General features: G+C 75.3%; 15 protein-coding genes and 1 tRNA gene. 9 read left to right on the forward strand and 7 right to left on the reverse strand.

Going from position 1 to position 19,273, the window contains the following annotated elements:
• Positions 1-216: 216 nt before the first annotated feature.
• Complete coding sequence (locus IHE55_RS15915) at positions 217-849, reverse strand: DJ-1/PfpI family protein (protein ID WP_197989630.1); 633 nt, start codon at positions 847-849, stop codon at positions 217-219.
• Between the two features lie 202 nt (positions 850-1,051).
• Here IHE55_RS15915 and IHE55_RS15920 point away from each other — a divergent pair, with 202 nt between their 5' ends.
• From IHE55_RS15920 to IHE55_RS15930, 3 genes are all read left to right on the forward strand, one after another.
• Positions 1,052-2,416 (forward strand): aspartate aminotransferase family protein, encoded by a 1,365-nt coding sequence (locus IHE55_RS15920; protein WP_197989631.1) that lies wholly within the window; start codon positions 1,052-1,054, stop codon positions 2,414-2,416.
• Positions 2,417-2,919: 503 nt separating this feature from the next.
• Complete coding sequence (locus IHE55_RS15925) at positions 2,920-3,675, forward strand: GntR family transcriptional regulator (protein WP_197989632.1); 756 nt, start codon at positions 2,920-2,922, stop codon at positions 3,673-3,675.
• Between the two features lie 443 nt (positions 3,676-4,118).
• On the forward strand, positions 4,119-4,769 hold the full coding sequence (locus tag IHE55_RS15930) for a putative DNA-mimic protein (protein WP_197989633.1): 651 nt from the start codon (positions 4,119-4,121) through the stop codon (positions 4,767-4,769).
• Between the two features lie 243 nt (positions 4,770-5,012).
• On the opposite strand, the gene IHE55_RS15935 is transcribed toward IHE55_RS15930, so the two are convergent.
• Positions 5,013-5,750 (reverse strand): SLATT domain-containing protein, encoded by a 738-nt coding sequence (locus tag IHE55_RS15935; RefSeq protein WP_307826686.1) that lies wholly within the window; start codon positions 5,748-5,750, stop codon positions 5,013-5,015.
• A gap of 315 nt (positions 5,751-6,065) precedes the next feature.
• Between IHE55_RS15935 and purD the strand changes: the two genes are divergently transcribed.
• Positions 6,066-7,355, forward strand: a complete 1,290-nt coding sequence (purD, locus tag IHE55_RS15940) for a phosphoribosylamine--glycine ligase (protein ID WP_197989634.1) — start codon at positions 6,066-6,068, stop codon at positions 7,353-7,355.
• Positions 7,356-7,701: 346 nt separating this feature from the next.
• Here the strand turns inward: purD and IHE55_RS15945 are convergent, their stop codons facing one another.
• Positions 7,702-8,325 (reverse strand): TetR/AcrR family transcriptional regulator, encoded by a 624-nt coding sequence (locus IHE55_RS15945; protein ID WP_197989635.1) that lies wholly within the window; start codon positions 8,323-8,325, stop codon positions 7,702-7,704.
• 77 nt (positions 8,326-8,402) lie between these two features.
• On the opposite strand from IHE55_RS15945, the gene IHE55_RS15950 reads away from it, so the two are divergent.
• The 5 genes from IHE55_RS15950 (at position 8,403) to IHE55_RS15970 (ending at position 16,821) form a co-directional block, all read left to right on the forward strand.
• On the forward strand, positions 8,403-9,176 hold the full coding sequence (locus tag IHE55_RS15950; RefSeq protein ID WP_197989636.1) for an SDR family oxidoreductase: 774 nt from the start codon (positions 8,403-8,405) through the stop codon (positions 9,174-9,176).
• A 792-nt stretch (positions 9,177-9,968) separates the two neighbouring features.
• A complete protein-coding gene (locus tag IHE55_RS15955; RefSeq protein ID WP_197989637.1) occupies positions 9,969-10,112 on the forward strand; it encodes a hypothetical protein in 144 nt (47 codons plus the stop codon).
• A gap of 1,035 nt (positions 10,113-11,147) precedes the next feature.
• Positions 11,148-13,232, forward strand: coding sequence for a hypothetical protein (locus IHE55_RS15960; protein WP_197989638.1), 2,085 nt, complete (start codon positions 11,148-11,150; stop codon positions 13,230-13,232).
• 759 nt (positions 13,233-13,991) lie between these two features.
• The gene (locus IHE55_RS15965) at positions 13,992-15,461 is read left to right on the forward strand and encodes a N,N-dimethylformamidase beta subunit family domain-containing protein (RefSeq protein ID WP_197989639.1); all 1,470 of its coding nucleotides are present in this window, start codon (positions 13,992-13,994) and stop codon (positions 15,459-15,461) included.
• A gap of 460 nt (positions 15,462-15,921) precedes the next feature.
• The gene (locus IHE55_RS15970; protein ID WP_197989640.1) at positions 15,922-16,821 is read left to right on the forward strand and encodes a phosphoribosylaminoimidazolesuccinocarboxamide synthase; all 900 of its coding nucleotides are present in this window, start codon (positions 15,922-15,924) and stop codon (positions 16,819-16,821) included.
• Positions 16,822-17,157: 336 nt separating this feature from the next.
• On the opposite strand, the gene IHE55_RS15975 is transcribed toward IHE55_RS15970, so the two are convergent.
• The 4 genes from IHE55_RS15975 to IHE55_RS32680 form a co-directional block, all read right to left on the reverse strand.
• A tRNA-Gly gene (locus tag IHE55_RS15975) sits at positions 17,158-17,230 on the reverse strand.
• 35 nt (positions 17,231-17,265) lie between these two features.
• Positions 17,266-17,895 carry a response regulator transcription factor gene (locus IHE55_RS15980; RefSeq protein ID WP_504740318.1) on the reverse strand — a complete coding sequence of 210 codons (630 nt, stop codon included), beginning with the start codon at positions 17,893-17,895 and terminating at the stop codon, positions 17,266-17,268.
• A gap of 3 nt (positions 17,896-17,898) precedes the next feature.
• Positions 17,899-18,156, reverse strand: coding sequence for a sensor histidine kinase (locus IHE55_RS15985; RefSeq protein ID WP_197989641.1), 258 nt, complete (start codon positions 18,154-18,156; stop codon positions 17,899-17,901).
• Complete coding sequence (locus tag IHE55_RS32680; RefSeq protein WP_197989642.1) at positions 18,147-19,262, reverse strand: sensor histidine kinase; 1,116 nt, start codon at positions 19,260-19,262, stop codon at positions 18,147-18,149. Before IHE55_RS32680 ends, IHE55_RS15985 begins: the two co-directional genes overlap by 10 nt.
• Positions 19,263-19,273: the final 11 nt, after the last annotated feature.

The following is a 19,273-nucleotide window of genomic DNA, read 5'->3' on the forward strand; positions in this document are numbered from 1 at the left end:
TCCTCCGCAGGGTCGCCGTTCACCGGTGCCTCCTCCGCCGCCGGTCGTCCACCGATGCCACCTCCGCCGGTCCGCCGCTCGCCGACGCGCCGCCCGTCGTCCCGCCGCCCACCGGTGCCGCGCCGCCCCCCGGTGCCGCACCCGGTGGCCGGCCGTCCCGCGCCGCCGCGCCGGCCGGCCGGTCGCCCCCCGGTGCCGCGTTCAGCGGGCCGGTGTTCACTGTGCGGACGCCGCCGCGAGGACCTCGAACGCGCTCGCGTCCGAGTGGGCGAACAGCCGGTACCAGGCGTCCAGCACCTCGGGCGCGTAGACGTCGAGCTCGGCGAAGATCTCCCGGGCGAACGCCACCGGCTCGGTCGGGCCGGCGGTGATCAGGCCGCGGTCGTTGACCGCCGGCGCCTCCCGGTAGCGGTCCCCGCCCCGGTACCCGGTGGCGGCCAGGTACCCGGCCGCGGCGCTGGTGTGGTCCCGGTCGTCCAGCAGCCCCTCGGCGGCGAGTCCGGCCGTCGCGCCGCAGATCGCCGCGACCGGCACGCCCGCGTCGAGGAAGCTCCGGGCGGCCCGGGCGAACGGCGCGTTGTCGGACCCTTCGTCCCAGGTGGCGGCGCCGGGCAGGATCAGCAGGGCGCTGTCCTGCGGCGACAGCTCGTCCAGCGTGAGGTCGGGCGTGACGCGCAGCCCGCCCATGGTCTCCACCGGTTCCCGGGTGGCCCCGACGGTCCGGACGGCGAAGCCGGTACGCGGCGGTCGCTGGGCCGTGGTGTTCCGCAGGTATGCGGTGACATGGCCGATCTCCCAGTCGGCGAGCGTGTCGTAGACGGCCACGTGCACCGTCGGCTGCTGTCCCATGGTGTTCCTCCTCCGGCCCTGCTCCACTCACTCCGTACGACAGCATGCTGTCGCAACGACAGGAGACTGTCAACGTTTTTCCGTGTCGACCCGGCACCGTGCCGGGCCGGACGTGCGAAGCCGGACAGGTTGGCGGTGCCCGCGCGTCACGTCGAATCCGTACGCTGAACGGACCGTCCACAAGTGATCGAGGTGCGAACCCGTGACCGTTACACCCCAGTCCCCTGACCCGGCCGCCGGCGCCGCCGTCAAGGCCGCTGACCGCGCGCACGTCTTCCACTCCTGGTCCGCCCAGGGGCTGATCGATCCGCTCGCCGTCGCCGGTGCCGAAGGCTCGTACTTCTGGGACTACGACGGGAAGCGCTATCTCGACTTCTCCTGCCAGCTGGTGAACACCAACATCGGCCACCAGCACCCCAAGGTCGTCGCCGCCATCCAGGAGCAGGCCGGGAAGCTGTGCACCGTCGCCCCCGGCTTCGCGGTGGATGTGCGCTCCGAGGCCGCCCGGCTGGTGGCCGAGCGCACCCCCGGCGACCTGGACAAGATCTTCTTCACCAACGGCGGCGCGGAGGCCGTGGAGAACGCGGTGCGCATGGCCCGGCTGCACACCGGCCGCCCCAAGGTGCTCTCCGCCTACCGCTCCTACCACGGCGCCACCGCCGCCGCGATCAACCTGACCGGCGACCCGCGCCGCTGGGCGTCCGACACCGCCTCGGCCGGCGTGGTGCACTTCTGGGCGCCGTTCCTGTACCGCTCCCCGTTCCACGCGGAGACCGAGCAGCAGGAGTGCGAGCGCGCGCTGCGCCACCTGGAGGACACCATCGCCTTCGAGGGGCCGCAGACCATCGCCGCGATCATCCTGGAGACGGTGCCCGGCACCGCCGGCATCATGATGCCCCCGCCCGGCTACCTGGCCGGCGTCCGGGAGATCTGCGACCGGTACGGCATCGTCTACATCCTGGACGAGGTCATGGCCGGCTTCGGCCGCACCGGCCGCTGGTTCGCCGCCGACCACTGGGGTGTCACCCCGGACCTGCTGACCTTCGCCAAGGGCGTCAACTCCGGCTACGTCCCGCTCGGCGGCGTCGCCATCTCCGCCGAGATCGCCGCCACCTTCGACCAGCGCCCCTACCCGGGCGGCCTGACCTACTCCGGTCACCCGCTGGCCTGCGCCTCCGCCGTCGCGACGATCAGCGCGATGGCGGAGGAGCGGATCGTGGAGAACGCCGCCGAGATCGGTGAGAAGGTCCTCGGGCCGGGGCTGCGGGAGATCGCCGAGCGTCACCCGTCGGTCGGCGAGGTCCGTGGCACGGGCGTGTTCTGGGCGGTCGAGCTGGTGCGGAACCGCGAGACCCGGGAGCCGCTGGTCCCGTACAACGCGTCCGGCGCCGACAACCGCCCGATGGCCGAGTTCGCGGCGGCCTGCAAGGAGCGCGGGCTGTGGCCGTTCGTGAACATGAACCGTACGCACGTGGTGCCGCCCTGCACGGTCACCGAGGCCGAGGCGAAGGAGGGGCTGGCGATCCTGGACGAGGCGCTGAGCGTCGCCGACGCGCACACCGCCTGACCGCCGGGCCGTACGGCTGCCGGGCCGCCGGGCTGCCGGGCCGCCGGGCCGCCGGGGTGGGCGGCGGGGGGCTGGACCGGGTTCCGGGCCCATCCTCCGGGCCGGGGCCCGGAACCGGAGTCCGTCGTCCCGGCCCGGGCCCGTCGTCCCGGCCCGGGCCCGTCGTCCCGGCCCGGGCCCGTCGTCCGTAGCCGGCGGGTCCGTCGTCCGGGGCCCGGGGTCGGTGACCCGTCCTCCGGGGCCCGGGGACCGGCCGCCCGAGGGTCCCCCGGCCCACGCCGCCGCCGCCCGGGCGGCGGCCGGACGGCGCCTGACCTGGGTGCCACAACGCCTGATCCCGGGTGAAGCGGTGTAGACCACACCGTATTCGCCGCGACGGCCCTCGCTTATCGTGTGGCGAGGGCCGTCGTCATTTCCCCGCGACGGCCAGGGAGATTCCCGCGTGAGACGTGACGCGCGCGAGAAGCGTTGACACGCGAGAAGCGTTAAGGAGACGGTCGTCGATGCCCGTGCCCGGCGGTAGCCCGGTCAAGCGCAGCACACTGCGTCAGCAGATCGCCGACGCGCTGTGCGACGAGGTGCTCGCGGGCAGACTGCCGGCCGGGAAGCAGTTCACCGTGAAGGAGATGGCCGAGCAGTACGGCGTCTCGGCGACCCCGGTCCGCGAGGCGCTGATCGACCTGTGCTCGCAGGGCCTGCTCGACGTCGAGGAGCACCGCGGCTTCCGGGTCCACGAGTTCACCCACGACGACTTCCGGGCCATGGTCGAGGCGCGGTCCCTGATCGTGGAGGGGATCTTCCGGCGCTCCGCCGCGGAGCGGGTGAGCGGCTTCCCGGCCCAGGCCCTGGCCGCGGTGCGGCGGCGCGCCGAGGAGGCGGAGCGGGCCGCCCGGTCCGGCGACCTCGACATCCTGATCGGCTACGACCTGCGGTTCTGGCGCGAACTGACCGGCCTGGTCGGCAACCCGTACATATCCGACTTCCTGCAACGGGTGCGGGTGCAGAGCTGGGTGTTCGTCGTCCCCTACCTGCGCCGCATGGACGATCTGGCCGGAGTGCTCTGGGCTGACCACGGCAGGCTCACCGACGCGGTCACCCGGGCCGACGCGGACGAGGCCGAACGCATCATCGCGGAGTACAACGCCCACTCGCTCACGCTCGTCAGCAGGCTCGCGAACGGTGAGGACGACGCCCCCCGGCCGGCGCCGGACGGCGGCCCCGGCGGCGCGGACAACCCGAGGGCCGAGGCGGGAAGCTGACGTGCCGTCCGCCCGCGCGGACGGTCCGAACTCCCGGTGCCCGGGGCCGTCCGGCGTCCAGGGCCGTCCGGCGGCGCCGGCCGTCCGGGCCCGCCGGCCGCCGCACGGACGGGCCCTACGGCGGGACCGGTGCGCGCGATCCGGGAAGTCGGTGCCGGCCCGGGGGAGTCCCCGGCGGTCCCCGGGGAACCCTGACAGGGACGGGGAGCCCCGGCAGGGTGGGGAGGCCCCGGCGGGCCGGGGTACCCCGGCCCGCCCCGGTGGCTCCCTCCGGGTCCGAGGTCCGGAGGCCCAGGCCGTCACCACCCTGACGAGCGGTGACGGGCCGGACGCGGGCGTCGCCGCACACTTCGCGGCGGCCGCGCCGGGCACTACTCTGGGCCGACCATCGCTCGACAGTTTCCCGCCGAACAGTGCCCGTTCCGGAACGAGAGTGAGCTCGCGTGGCATGTGATCTGTGGCTGGTCCCACTCGTCGATGTGCTGTGCCACAGCCCCGACAACCCCTTCGCCGAGGAGATCTCGGCCTACGACAAGGCGCTCACCGCGTCAGGACTGCCCCCGGTACCGGTCTTCGGCTACATGCCAGGGCTGTCCGGGGACGTCGCCCCGGTCGCGGGCTTCGACTACGACGCGCTCCACCTGCTCCGCCGTGCCTATCTGCTGCACCTCTGCGGACTCGCGGTCACCCCCGTCGACGAACTCGGCAGTGACTACGAGCAGTTGCTGGAGATGTTCGAACCGACCGCCCGGCAGTCCCACCTGGTGTGGCACTACGACCATGCCGGGGCGTACGTCCCGGTCGACTTCCCCGCCCCGCTCTCCACCGACGAACTCCTCGAAGGCGGCGGCCCCCTGGGGTCCAGCCACGGCCTGCTCCGCGACCTCCGGACCGTGGCGCCCGCGCTCGGCATCGACCCGGCCAACCCTCCGCCCGCCCCCGCGCCCCCGCCGCGCCCCCCCGGACTGGAGGAGCCGGCGGTCCCCGTCCCCTACCAGGAGGGGCCCTTCGCGCGGGAGCGCCATGTGTGGCTCGGCCTGCACGCGGCCGCCACCCGCAGCCTGGGCCAGGGCTCCATGATCATGTTCAGCTGACCCCAGGACCCATTGCGGGACCGCTCCACGACCGATTACCCGACCGGCCCCGGGCCTGGCCCGAGGCGAGCCCGGGAGCGTGCCCGGGCGCCCGCGTGCGGGAGGCCCCGCCGGAGCGGCCGGAGGTAAGCCCGCGACCGCCCGCGCCGGACCGTGCCCGCCGGGAACCGTCCGTACCGGGGGCGGTGCCCGCCCGGGACCGCCCGCCCCGGGACCGCGTGTCCCGTCCGGGACCGTCCGGCCTCACCAGCCGGGCGGTTCCGGTGGACGCTGCCGGGGCATGTTCGGGCGGGTGACCGGCGGCAGCGGGAAGCGGCCCGCCGGAATCCCGGCGTCGGGGCGGGAGCCCCACGCCGCCATCAGCGACTGGGTGTACAGCGGGCCGGCGCCCGACCGGAACTCCACCATCCAGCCGGCCGTCTCGTGCCGCACCAGCTCCGAGACGTCCTCGGTCATCCGCCGCAGCAGCGTCAGCCGGCGCTCCGCGGCCTCTCCCGCGGTGCCGTCCGTCGGCCCCAGCACCTCCCGCACGCACTCCGCCGCCCAGTCGAACTGGAACACCTCCAGCCGCCGGTGCACGGCCTGCGCGGTCGCCACGTCCCGCATCCAGCCGGAGGTGAGGCCGAAGAAGCGGTCGGCGGCGAGGCAGGCCACCGCCAGCAGCAGGGCCAGACAGGCCCACCCGGCGCCGCCGTCCAGCAGCCCGTTGAGGTCGAGCAGCGGCAGGGCGGCCCCGGTCAGCGCCCCCGCCCCGGCGCCGGCGCGCAGCACGTACGCGGTGCACCGCTTCCACCCCCGGTCCGCCAGGTACCAGTCCGCCACCCGCAGCGCCCCGGCCTCCACCCACCGGTGGAGCTCCGCCAGCCGGGCGTCCGGCTCGCCCCAGTCGCCGAGCGGGAACGGACGGCCGAGCAGGTCGCCCCGCTTCCCGCCGAGTCCCTGCCGAGGCGGTCCCTCGGGCTGCATCTCCGGCTGACTCACCCGTGCGCTCCCTGCTGCGGCTGCGATTCCAGGACCCATGCGTTCATGGGCGGCCCGGCGGCCCACTCGCGGCGCGCGACCGCGCACCGCACCCGTCCCGGGCCCACTTTCCTACCGCCGAACGGCTGGCCCTGACCCGGAGAACCGGGGATTTCCGCCCGTAAGTGGTGAGCGATCGGATAATGGAGCGTCTTCCGTCGTCCGGGGAATCTCACCCGAAAGGGGGGCATCGGTGGCGGCCCGGTGCGGCCTCGCCACCCGCCCCACCCCGGTCCGGCCGTGAGGCGGCGGGGGCCAGGCAATAGGCTGCGTACCGTGAAGGTCCTCGTCATCGGCGGCGGCGCCCGCGAACACGCCCTGTGCCGCTCCCTCTCCCTCGACCCCGACGTCACCGAGCTGCACTGCGCCCCCGGCAACGCCGGCATCGCGGAGGTGGCGCGCCCGCACGCGGTGGACGTCCTCGACGGCGCCGCGGTCGCCGCCCTCGCCACCGACCTCGCGGCCGACCTGGTGGTGGTCGGTCCGGAGGCCCCGCTGGTGGCCGGGGTCGCCGACACCCTGCGCGACCGCGGCATCCCGGTCTTCGGCCCGTCCGCCGAGGCCGCCCGGCTGGAGGGCTCAAAGGCGTTCGCCAAGGACGTCATGGCCGCCGCCGGGGTGCCCACCGCCCGCTCCTACGTCTGCACCACGGCCGCGGAGGTCGACGAGGCCCTGGACGCCTTCGGCGCGCCGTACGTGGTCAAGGACGACGGGCTGGCGGCCGGCAAGGGCGTCGTGGTCACCGCCGACCTGGCGGCCGCCCGCGCCCACGCACTGGCCTGCCTGTTCCCGGGCGGGGAGGGCGGCGCCGCGACGGGCCGGGTGGTGATCGAGGAGTACCTGGACGGCCCGGAGGTGTCGCTGTTCGCCGTCACCGACGGTGAGACGGTGCTGCCGCTCCAGCCCGCGCAGGACTTCAAGCGCGCCCACGACGGCGACGAGGGCCCGAACACCGGCGGCATGGGCGCGTACTCCCCGCTGCCGTGGGCCGACCCGCACCTCGTCGACGAGGTGCTGCGGACCGTCCTGCAGCCCACCGTGGACGAGCTGCGCCGCCGCGGCACGCCGTTCTCCGGTCTGCTGTACGCGGGCCTGGCGATCACCTCGCGCGGGGTGCGGGTGATCGAGTTCAACGCCCGCTTCGGCGACCCGGAGACCCAGGTGGTGCTGGCCCGGCTGCGCACCCCGCTGGCCGGCCTGCTGCTCGACGCCGCCACCGGCAACCTCGGCGCCCGGCCGCCGCTGCGCTGGAGCGACGACGCCGCGGTGACCGTCGTCATCGCCTCCCACAACTACCCGGGCACCCCGCGCACCGGTGACCCGATCGGCGGGCTGGACGAGGTGGCCGGGGCCGACGCCCCGACCGCGTACGTGCTGCACGCCGGCACCCGGCGCGACCCGGACAGCGGCCAGGTGGTCAGCGCCGGCGGCCGGGTGCTCTCGGTCACCGCCACCGGACCGGACCTGGCCACCGCCCGGGAGCGTGCGTACCGCGCGGTGGACCGGATCAGCCTGCCCGGCTCCCACCACCGCACCGACATCGCCGCCAAGGCCGCCACGGCCTGACCGGCCCGCCCGTCCGGTCCCGCCCATCCGGCCGGCCCGTCCGGTCCGGCGCGTCCCGCAGGCCTGGTCCCTCCGACCGGACTGGCGCGTCCGGCCGTCCCCGGCCCGGCGGCCGGGCCAGGGACCGGGCCGGCGGTCGCTCCGGGGACGGGGTAGGTTCGGGCTGGGATCCCCGGCCCCCCTCCCGCGGGACCGCCCCCATCCCTCCGGCCCCCGTCCCGGGCCGTTCCCGCACCCCGGGCCGTTCACCCGGCCCGTTCCCGGGTTGCTCCCGCACCCCGGGTCGTTCTCCCGGCCCGTTCCCGGGTCGCCCGGGGTGCCTCGGACGGGTTCACCGGGTGGCCGATCAGCGGGTCACGGTCGGCCAGGCGGCCAGCGCCACCTCGGCCGCCGCGGTCAGCTGGGCGGCGGTGGCGCCGTCCTGGGCCCGTTGTGAGAATCCCTGGAGGACGGTGGCGAAGTAGTCGGCCAGGGCCCGGGGGCTGGCCGAGGCGGGCAGCTCACCGGCCCGTTGCGCCTCCCGCAGCCGGGCCTCGAACCCGTCCACGTTCCTGTTGCGCAGATCGCGGAGGAACGCGCGTACCTCCGCGTCCTGCGGAGTGACGTTGGTCGCCGCGCTGATGGCCAGGCAGCCGGCCGGATGCGCGGGGTCCGGATAGATGACCGCGGCTTCGCGGAGGATGCGCGCGAACGCCCCGTACGCGGTGGGCTCCTCGCGGAGCGCCGCGCCGGCGAAACCGCCGACGGGTGACCGGCCGTAGGCGTCGACGACTTCCTTGAACAGGGACTTCTTGTCCCCGAAGGCCGCGTACAGGCTTCCTGAGCGGATCCCCATCGCCTCGGTCAGCTCGCCGATGGAAACGCCTTCGTAACCCCGCTCCCAGAACAGGCGCGTGGCCGCGGTGAGCGCCGCATCGCGGTCGAAGCTGCGCGGGCGGCCGCGCTTCGCTGTCTCAGCCATGGCAAACATTTTAGAGCGCTCCACCAACAAACAGTGCTAGCTTCTTTCTTGGTCGATCACTCAACAAATGAAAGGCGGCCATCACCATGGGTATGCAGCGGCTTGCGGGGAAGATCGCGCTCGTCACCGGGGGCAGCAGGGGCATCGGCCGGGCCATCGCGGAGCGCCTCGCCGAGGACGGCGCTGTGGTCGCCCTGACCTACGCCCGTGACGAGGCCGCGGCCCACGACACCGTGGAGCGGATCGGGAAGGACGGCGGCCGGGCCTTCGCCCTCCACGCGCCGCTGGGTCACCGCGGCGACGCCGCCGCCCTGTGGTCGGCCTTCGACTCCGGGATTCGCCGCCACGCACCCGAGCCGGTCGTCGACATCATCGTCAACAACGCCGGCATAGGGCGCAGTGCGGACCTGGCCTCACTGACCGAGGACGGTTTCGACGAGGTCTTCGCGGTGAACGTGCGCGCGCCGTTCTTCATCGTGCGGGAGGGACTGGGGCGGCTGCGCGACGGCGGCCGGATCATCAACATCTCCAGCGGCGCGGCCCACCTCGCCATGCCGGAGGCCATCGCCTACGGCGCCACCAAGAGTGCCCTGGACAACTTCACCCGCAACCTCGCCAAGGAGCTGGGCGCGCGGGGCATCACCGCGAACTCGGTCGCGCCCGGGATCATCGACACCGACGTCAACGCGGGGTGGCTGCGGGGCAACCCGGAAGCCGAGGCCCACGCGGCCTCACTGGCCGCGCTCGGCCGCGTCGGCCGGCCCGACGACGTGGCCGACGTCGTGGCCTTCCTGGCCTCGGACGACGCGCGCTGGGTCACCGGCAAGGTGATCGACGCGACCGGCGGCTCCGGCCTCTGACCCCGCCGCCGCTGGGCGGAGCGCACGGATCCCCGCCGAACGGTCCGGCCCTGCCCGGCATGGGCGAAGAAGTACGACGCCTCGTGACGGCGCTGCACCCCCTCGCGGATGCAGCGCCGTCACAGGGCCGGGTCAGGTGAGGATCGTGCCTCTCTCTCCTCATCGCTGCAATACACGTCGTCGCAGCGCAGGCCGTGCCGGGCACACACCAAGGGCACCTCCCGTTTCCGGGAGGTGCCCTTCTACGGCGTTTGCGCACCCTGCCCTTCTGTGGCCGGCTGGCCCGGTAGTCGGTCCAGCGGCCCAGGGCAAGGTCACACGTAGATGAGTGCGTTCTGCGTCGCCGCGTGCACGATCCGCCCCAGATCGGGTGCGGACGAGGCACTGCCCCCGCTCCACGCGTCCTGGGTCGTGGACGCGGCGCCCCAACCGCCCCAAGCTTCTCCCGGCGTCGCAGCCGAGGCTGTAGTCGCTGTCGCTCCAACTGCGAGCGTGGCTACCAACCCCGCAGCGGCGAGTACATGACGAACACGCATGACCTGTCCCCCTCCAAGAAACCCCGCCCTGATGCGGGCTGAGTACCTGGAGCCTTACAGAGGATCGCCAGCAGCGATTTCGAGAAGACAGATCCTGTCCTGTACGCGACTGTGTTTGTCTCATCTGTTGTGCGGCCCTGCCCCGAGGTGTCCGGTCCTCGGGGCAGGGGAGGCTTGAGACCACCGCCCGGTAGGAGGGGAACACTCCCGTCGGTCTGCCGGGCGGTGGGGTTCAGGGGGTGGTGGTCTGCCCTTCGTGGGCGAGGAGCAGCACGAGGTCCAGGAGCGCAGCGGCGGGTATGGCGAGGCCGAGGGCGCGCCCGCAGCGAACGGCGTACCAGAGGACGGGGTGCCGCTCGTACGGTCCGGCGGGCCGGCGGTGCACTTCCGCAACCGGTGACGTGCGGGGCGGGATCGCGGGCCGGCGTCCGGAACGTGCCCGAGGTGCCCGAGTCCCTGCCCACAGGCCCACCGGCCCCTGGCGACCGCCCCGGCGGGACCCCACCGCCGGGGCGGTCCCGGGGAGGCCCGGAGCGTCCGCTGCCCGGTGTACCGATGGCTGTGTGACGACGGTCCGGTGCGAGCGAGAGCCGTGGGACCGGCGGTCCGGTGCGACCGAGGGCCGGTGTGATGCACCGGAGCGGCCTCGGACGCGGTGCGACGGTCGCCCGCCCGGCGTACCACCACCCCGCGTCGCCCGCCCGGCGTACCGGCCGTACCGTCCGTACTGCCGGGTACACCGCCCGTACCGGCCGGCGTACCGCCCGTGCTGCCGGGCCCGCCGCCCGAGCCGCCCGGCGGCAGGCGCCCGCCGTTCCGCCGGCCCGCGTGGCCCGCCGCGTCGCGCACGCGGTGCCCTCCGTCCGGACCTCCGGCCGCGGTCCGGGGCCAGTGGCCTCGGCGCGAACCCCACCGCTGTCCGGGGCGGGCGGACCCCGGGGAACCCCGGGTGCCGGAGTCGCCGGCCCAGGCCGGGACACGCCGGACCACGCCGGGCGTACGCCCCGGATCACCCGGCCGTACCTCCCGGCGGCACCCGGCCGTACGCCCCTGGACCACCCGGCCGTACGCCCCGGGGCCACCCGGTCGTACCTCCCGGCGTGACCCGGACGGACCCTGCCCGTACCTCCCGGCGGGACCCCGGACGGACCTGCCCGGACACCGGCCGTACGTGCGGAAGGGCCGCGGGGTTGCCCCCCGGATACCAAGGCCATTCCATCGAGTGAGCCGTTCCCCATCCTGCTGACGGGGGCCCGGCCCCCAACTAAGGTGCGGCTCAGGTGCGCTGCGGCAACTGGACCACCGGCATTGCGATGCCGGGGACCGGTGTGACAGTGGGGGGAGTACGAAGCAACGCCGCCGGCGTCCGCTGTTCCCACAGGGCAGGGCAGTAGGGGGTGTCAGAGTCGTGGCAGGTCCGGAAGCAGGTGCACACGTGGCACGCGCCCGTGCCCTCGCGGTGCTGCGCATCCGCGGCACCGCGCTGGCGGTGGCCCTCCTCCCCGCGGCCGTGGCGGTCGTGCTGCTGGCCGGGGGCGCCGCCGGCCGTGCCGGGGACCCCGGTACGGCCGTCTGGGACGTGGTGTTCTGGGCGGTGACCGGGATCGCCGTGGCGGCGCTGCTGACCGCCGCCGCCGTCGCCCTGGTGGTGAGCCGGGCGCGGCCCGCGCTCAGCCCCACCGTGCCCATCCCCGAGGACGCCGCCCCCGAGCTGTACCGGCTGGTCAGGGAGCTGGCCGAGCGGCTGGGGGTGCCCGCGCCCTCGGCGATAGCGCTCACCCCGGACTGCGACAGCTGGCTGGAGGACCGCAGCCACCGGGCCCACCGCGGGCGCACCGGCCGGTACGGCGACCCGGGGCCCGGCGCCGGGCGGACCGGACGCGGGTCGGCCTCCCGGGCCCCGGTCCTGGTCATCGGTTCGCCCTTCCTGTGGTGGATGCGGGTCGCCGAGCTCCGCGCGCTGCTCGCCCCCGTGGTGGCCGGCACCGGACCCTCCGCGCACCCGGACATAGCCGCCGCCCGCCGCTTCGTGCGCGGTCTCGACGCCGCCGTGGCCGAGACCTCCCGCGACCGGCCGTCCGGCGGCGGGGCCCCGGCCGGCGGGCCGCGGCGCGGGGCCGGCTTCCTGCGCGGTGCGCGCAGGCCCGCCGACGCGGTGATCGGCCGGATCGCCGGTCTGCTGCTGCGCGGCTGCCGGCAGCACGCCGCCGAGATGGAGCGCGCGGTGGCCGCCGCCGCCTCCGAACGCGCCCGGAACGTGGACTACGGCCTGCGGATCGTCGCCCAGGAACAGGTCGGACTCGCCTACGCGGGCTGGGACCGGCTGCTCACCCGGGTGGCGCTGCCCGCCTGGCGGATGGGGCGCTGGCCGTCCCGGCTGGACGCCGGGGTGGTCGCCGCGCTCACCGAGCTGTCCCGCCGGGACCGGCTCGCCGAGGGCTTCGCGTCCCGCCTCGGTGAACGGCCCGCCTGCGACCTGCTGGACGAACCCGGCCTGATCGACGAGGCCGCCTCGCTGCTCGCCGCACGGCTCTTCCACGGCGGGCCGCCGGAGCCGGGTCCCCAGTGGGCCCCGGTGGGCTGGGACGACTATCCGCAGCAGGTCGTGGACCGCAAGTGGCGGCTGGAGGCCGCCCGGCTGCTCCGCGCGCTGGACGCCCTCTCCCACGACGTCCTGCGGCCCGACGGGTTCCCGGGCGGGCTCGGAGCGGCCGGTCCGCCCGCCGGCACCCTCGCCACCGGTGGCCTCGCCGCGGAGAGCCGGTCCGCGCACGGCACCGCCCCCGGCGGTCCGCCCGGGCACGGCCTGCCGCCGGCCGCCGCGGCCGGGGCGAGCGGAGTGACCGCGGCGACCGGTGCCACCGGCGCGACCGGGGGCGGCACGCGACCGGACGTGCCGGCCCGGGACGGGATACGCCGCGCCGGGCCGCCGGCCGGCGCCCCGCACGGTGCCGGAGCCCCGGTGCCGGGCGCGGACGCCGTGGGCCGGGGCACGCCCGGCGACGCCCACCCCACCCTCTCCCGGGTCATGGACCGGCTCAGCCTCGGCGCACCCGGCGGTCGGGACCTCGGGGAGGAGCTGGCCGCCCTGCTCACCGCCGAACTGGCCCGTGAGGAGGCCGGCCGGCGGACGTCCGCGGAGCCCGGGCGGGACGGCGGACCGGCAGCGGCCGCCGCCCACGGACCGGGAGCCGGTGACGGAGACGGCCCGGCCGGGGCCTGGAGCGAACCCTGGGCCGACGGCTTCGCCCCGCTGGTGCCGCTCCAGCCGCCCCGGACCGGACGCGAGCTGCTGGCGGACCACGTGGCGGCGATGGTCTGCTGCGCCGCCGTGGACACCGCGGGGGCCACCCCCGGCCTCGACTGGCTGGACGGCCCGGTGCTGCTGGTGGGCGGCCGGCGGGCGGCGGACCTGGCGGTCCCGGTGCTGAGCCTGGTGGAGGACGGCGACGCGGCACCGCTGCGCGCCTGGCTGGGGGAGGCCGGGGTCCGCTCCGAGAAGCCCGTACGCCTGGCGTAGCGGGGTGCGTACGGTCCACCGCACCGCGCGCCGGGCGAGGAGCACCGGACCGCGAACCACCCCCCTAGCCGCCGGGCCGACGGGCGGTCGGGGCGGCCCGCTCGCGGGTCCACCGCCGACACCGGTGCGGGCCCCGTGCCGACCGCCGGTGCGGGTTCCGCGTCCGCCGCCGGGTGCGGGCCCCGCGTCGGCCGCGGAGCGGCTCGGGCCGCCGGTTCCCGCACCCGGGCCCCACGACCGTTTCCGCACGGCCGCGAACCGGGCGGGACGGTCCCGTCCCGCACCAACGGCTTCCGCTCCGCGGGGGCGGGTGTGCGACCGGCCTGAACGGGCTCCCGAACCCGTTTCCGTGTCCGTCCGGAAGAGCCCGAACCGGGACCTGGCGGACGGTCGGCGGGACGGTCGCGGCGGTTGGGCGTCCGGCGGCCGTACACCCGTCCCGGCCCGGGCGGTGGGCGCCACACCGTCCGGGCGGGCCCCGGGCGGAACGAGGCAGGCCCGGGGTCCCGGGGGCGGCCGGAGGGCGGGCTCCGACCAGCGCATCGTGACCCGGGTGGCCCAATGCGCGTTACGAAAGGTGTCCGGGAAAGTTCGCCCGAGGCACCGGTTCACGACGAACCGTGACGAAGTGAGTGCGTTATGTGATGTGCTGTAGTCCACCCGTTGTCACCACCTGAACACCACAGTGCGCGTGGCCGGGGGTGACCGAGGCAGGCGGAACACGATTCAGCCGTCGGGGGAGCCAGGGAGGGGAACGTCGTGGTGACGGAACAGGTACGGCGCTGGGAGTCGGGCGCACTCGCGCACGGGGTGAACGACCCGTTCGGGCAGGGGCCACTGCCCTGGCTGCGCGGCAGTGAGACCTACTTCGACGGCACCGGCCGGATGGTGCCCTGGTACGTGGACCCGGACGGCTGCGGGCCGGCCGGCGGTACCTGCGGGCACGGTCCGCGCACCGCCGACGACGTACACCGTCAGATCAAGGGCTTCACCTCGACCCCCGCGGCGGCCCCGGGCGAGGCGATCGACTTCCGGATCACGGTCGATCCGCCCCAGCAGTTCGCCGTGGACGTCTACCGCATCGGCCACTACGCGGGCGACGGAGCCGCGAAGATCACCACCAGCCCGCGGCTCTCCGGCATCGTGCAGCCGCCCCCGCTGACCGCCGACCGCACCGTCTCCTGCCACCACTGGTGGCTGTCCTGGCGGTTGCAGATCCCCACCTACTGGAACCTCGGCGCCTATGTCGCGGTGCTCACCACGGCCGACGGCTACCGCAGCCACATCCCCTTCACGGTCCGCGACGACCGCCCCGCCGACCTGCTGCTGGTCCTCCCGGACGTCACCTGGCAGGCGTACAACCTCTACCCGGAGGACGGCCGTACCGGCGCGAGCCTGTACCACGCCTGGGACGAGCACGGCCGGCTGCTGGGGGAGCAGGAGGCGGCGGTGACCGTCTCCTTCGAGCGGCCCTACGCCGGTGCCGGTCTGCCGCTGCACGTCGGCCACGCCTACGACTTCATCCGCTGGGCGGAACGGTACGGCTACGACCTCGCCTACGCCGACACCCGGGACCTGCACGCCGGGCGCGTCGATCCCACCCGCTACCGCGGCCTGGTCTTCCCCGGGCACGACGAGTACTGGTCGGTGCCGATGCGCCGGGCCGTCGAGCAGGCCCGGGACGGCGGCACGTCCCTGGTCTTCCTCTCCGCCAACACCATGTACTGGCAGGTGGAGCTCACCCCCTCGCCGGCCGGCCCGGACCGGCTGCTCACCTGCCGGAAGCGCCGGGGGCCGGGCCGCTCGGCGCTGTGGCGGGAGACCGCCGCCCCCGAGCAGGAACTGATCGGCATCCAGTACGCGGGCCGGGTTCCGGAACCGCACCCGATGGTGGTGCGCAACGCGGGCCACTGGCTGTGGGAGGCCACCGGCGCCGGGGAGGGCGACGAGCTCCCCGGGATGGTCGCGGGGGAGGCCGACCGCTACTTCCCGCGTACCACCCTGCCCCCGCACATCCGGCGCATCCTGCTCGCCCACTCGCCCTACACCGACGGCGAGGGCGCGCTCCGGCACCAGGAGACCTCCCTGTACCGGGCGCCCAGCGGGGCCCTGGTCTTCGCCTCGGGCACGTTCGCCTGGTCACCGGCGCTGGACCGGCCCGGTCACGTCGACGAACGCATCCAGCGCGCCACCGCGAACCTGCTGGACCGTATCTGCAAACGGGACTGAGGGGCCCGGCGGGACACGGGAGCGAGGGGAGCCGGCCGGAAACGGGACCGGGGGCCCGACCGGGACGGAACCGAGGGACTCGGGGGGCGGGGACCGGCCGGGCTGAGCCGGCGCCGGCCGGGTCCGGGGCGGGGGGCCGGCTGCACCAGCCGGCGCAGACGGGCACCGGGGCCGAGCTGGGCGGTCCAGGCCTGGGCCGGACCGGGCCGACGCGGGACCGGGCCGACGCGGAACCGGGCCGTGGGACCGGCGGAGGCCGGACCGTCGCCGGGGAGGCCGACCGCCGCCGACGACGAGAAGGGGCTGACCGGTCTGACCGGTCCGACCGGGCCGGACGGATCGAAGGGGATCGTGCGGGGCCTGCCGAGCGCCGGGGCCCGGGGAGAGCGACCCTGGAGTAGGGGCCGCCGGCCCGGTGGGGGACAATCGGGGGACTCGGTCGAACCCCCCAGGAGGATCCGTGTCCGGATTCGTAGAGAAGCCCGAACCGGTCGAGGTTCCGGGACTCCAGCACCTGCACACCGGTAAGGTGCGCGACCTCTACCGCGACCGGGACGGCAACCTGATCATGGTCGCCAGCGACCGGATGTCGGCGTACGACTGGGTGCTTCCCACCGAGATCCCCGACAAGGGCCGGGTGCTCACCCAGCTCTCGCTGTGGTGGTTCGACCAGCTCGCCGACCTGGTTCCCAGCCATGTCCGCTCCACCGAGCTCCCCGAGGGGGCGCCGGAGGACTGGGCCGGCCGGACCATGATCTGCACGCCCCTGGAGATGCTCCCGGTCGAGTGCGTGGCCCGCGGCTACCTCACCGGCTCCGGCCTCGTCGAGTACGAGAAGGACCGCACCGTCTGCGGCCTCGCCCTGCCGGAGGGCCTGGTGGACGGCTCGGAACTCCCCTCGCCGATCTTCACCCCGGCGACCAAGGCCGACGTCGGCGAGCACGACGAGAACGTCTCGTACGAGGAGGTCGCCCGCCAGGTCGGCGTGGAGACCGCAGCGGTGCTCCGGCAGATCACCCTCGCCGTGTACTCGCGGGCCCGGGACATCGCGCGGGACCGCGGCATCATCCTCGCCGACACCAAGTTCGAGTTCGGTTACGACGGGGAGCGGCTGACCCTCGCCGACGAGGTGCTCACCCCCGACTCCTCGCGCTTCTGGCCCGCCGACCAGTGGCAGCCGGGCCGGCGCCAGCCGTCCTTCGACAAGCAGTTCGTGCGCGACTGGCTGACCTCGCCGGAGTCCGGCTGGGACCGCCACGGCCAGCAGCCGCCGCCCCCGCTCCCGCAGGAGATCGTCGAGCGGACCCGGGCCAAGTACATCGAGGCGTACGAGCTCCTCACCGGCATCCCCTGGTCCTGACCCCGCCGCCCGGGGCCCCGTCGCCGAGACCGGCAGTCCGCCCGGCAGCCCACCGCGTCCGGGACCCTGCCGCGTTCGGGGCCTGCCGTGTCGGGGACCCCACCGCGTCCGGGAACCCGCCGCGCCCGGGATCCCGCCGCGTCCGGGAACCCACCCTGCCCGGGGCCCTGCCGCGTCCGGCGGCCCGCCGTCCCGGCGGCGGGCTGCCCGTGCCACCCGGCGCACCGGACCGCCGCCCCCGGCCCGACGCCGCCCGCCCCCGCCCGGTGGCGCCAGGACAGGGCCCGGGTACGCCGAAGGGGTCCTGGTCGATGACCAGGACCCCTTCGGTTCCGGAGCGGACGACGAGGCTCGAACTCGCGACCTCAACCTTGGCAAGGTTGCGCTCTACCAACTGAGCTACGTCCGCCTGTCCCACACGTTTCCGTGCGGTTGCGAACTCCACTATAGCCAACCTCGTCGGCGTGCGATGCGCGCGGCGGCATGACGATTGTCCGCGCCCAGTTTCGCGGTGGCCGAGGAAAGGTAGTTGCGGACCGTGCCCGGGGTGAGACAGGCCCGCGCGGCGATCTCCGCGATCGGCGCCCCGCTCTCCGCCAGCTCCAGCAGCTCGGCCTCCCTGCCGTTCAGCGGCGAGTCCCCGGCACTGATCGCGTCGGCGGCCAACTCCGGGTCCACGTAGCGGCTTCCGCCGTGCACGGTGCGGATGATCTCCGCCAGCTGGCGGGCCGATACGGTCTTCGGAACGAAGCCGCGCACCCCCGCGGCCAGGGCCCGCTTCAGGTGCCCCGGACGCCCGTGGCTGGTGACGATCAGCGACCGGCACCCCGGCAGCTCCTCCCTGAGTGATGTGGCCACCGCCACACCGTCCGCCCCCGGCATCTGCAGGTCCAGCACCGCCACGTCCGGCCGGTGGGCGCGGGCCATCGCCAGCGCCTCCGGGCCGGTCGCCGCCTCCGCCACGACCCGCAGGTCGTCCTCCAGGGCCAGCAGGGCCGCGAGCGCGCCGCGGATCAGGTGCTCGTCGTCGGCGAGCAGGACCCGTACCAGGGCTCCGGGAACCCGATCCGTCACCGGTCACCCCCGGCCGTCCCTGAGCCCGCCCCCCGCACCCGTACCCGCCACCGGGCGGGTGCCGGCCCGGCCGGTCACCAGCGGCACCTCCGCCGTCAGCCGGAACCGTCCGCCACGGCTCTGCACGGTCACCGTGCCCCCCAGGGCGGCCAGCCGCTCCCGCAGGCCGGTGATCCCGCTGCCGCCGCTCCCGCCCGAGCCCGTCCGCACCCCGTCGTTCTCCATCTCCAGCACCGCCGTGTCACCGACGCTCAGCCGCACCGTGCACCACCGCGCCTCCGCGTGCCGCAGCACATTGGTCGTCCCCTCCCGTACCACCCAGGCCAGGGAGGACTGCACCTCGTCCGGCAGCCTCTCCCCGGGCAGGGCCTGGCCGGGGAGGGCCTGCCCGTCCGGTGCCCCCGCCGCCCGGTGCCCCGCCGCCGGGGGGGCTCGCCGTGCCCGCCGGGCGGCCCCTCGCGGCGTCCGCCGCCGCGGCCACCGCCGGCCGGGGGCGCCGACCGCTCGTCCATCTGACAGTCCACCCCGGCCGCCCGCAGAACCGAACGGGCCCCCACCAGCTCGGTGTGGAGATCGGCCTCCCGGTAGCCGCGCACCACGTCGCGCACCTCCCGCTGGGAGTCCTGGGCTATTCGCTGCACCTCCGTCATCTGGTCCACCGCCGACGGCGAGCCCCGGCGGGACAGCTGTACCGCCAGCTCGCTTTTGAGGGCGATCACCGCCAGGTTGCGGCCCACCACGTCGTGCATGTCACGGCTGAACCGCAACCGCTCCTCGGCGACGGCGAGCCGGGCCTGCACCCCCCGGGCCGCATCAAGCTCCCACAGCACGGCGAGCACCCAGGCCGAACAGCGGACGGTGAAGGCGATCCAGCCGGTGACGACGAGCATCGTCAGGAAGGCGCCCACCGCCACCTCCACCGGGCCGCCGATCACGCCCACCCCCGCGGCGGCCGCGGTGGCCACCGCGAGCTGGGTGACGATCGCGGTGCGCACCCGGACGACCAGGATCTGCGTACCGAGGAACGGGGCGGTGGTCGTGGTCAGCAGAACCGCCACGGTGCCCTCGTCCTCCAGCCCCGCCACCCAGGCCAGGGCAAGCGCCCAGCCGACCGTGCCGGCCATCAGCGCCACACCGGTCACCGTCTGGCGGCGGCTCACCGTCCCGTTGCCCAGGTACTGGTTGATCCCGCTGCGCATCAGCGCGGTGCTGGACAGCGCCTGAGCCACCGCCAGCGCCCCGACCAGGAACAGCAGGGGCAGCGGCGCGTCGGACCGCCGCACCGTACGGGTGGTCAGGGCCAGCAGCGTGGAGGCCGGTTCCAGCCACGCGAAGGAGTACAGCGTCCAGCGCGTGTACAGGTCCACCTGCGCGAGCC

Origin of the sequence: Streptomyces pactum, from assembly GCF_016031615.1 — a bacterium.
Taxonomy (GTDB): Bacteria; Actinomycetota; Actinomycetes; order Streptomycetales; family Streptomycetaceae; genus Streptomyces; species Streptomyces pactus.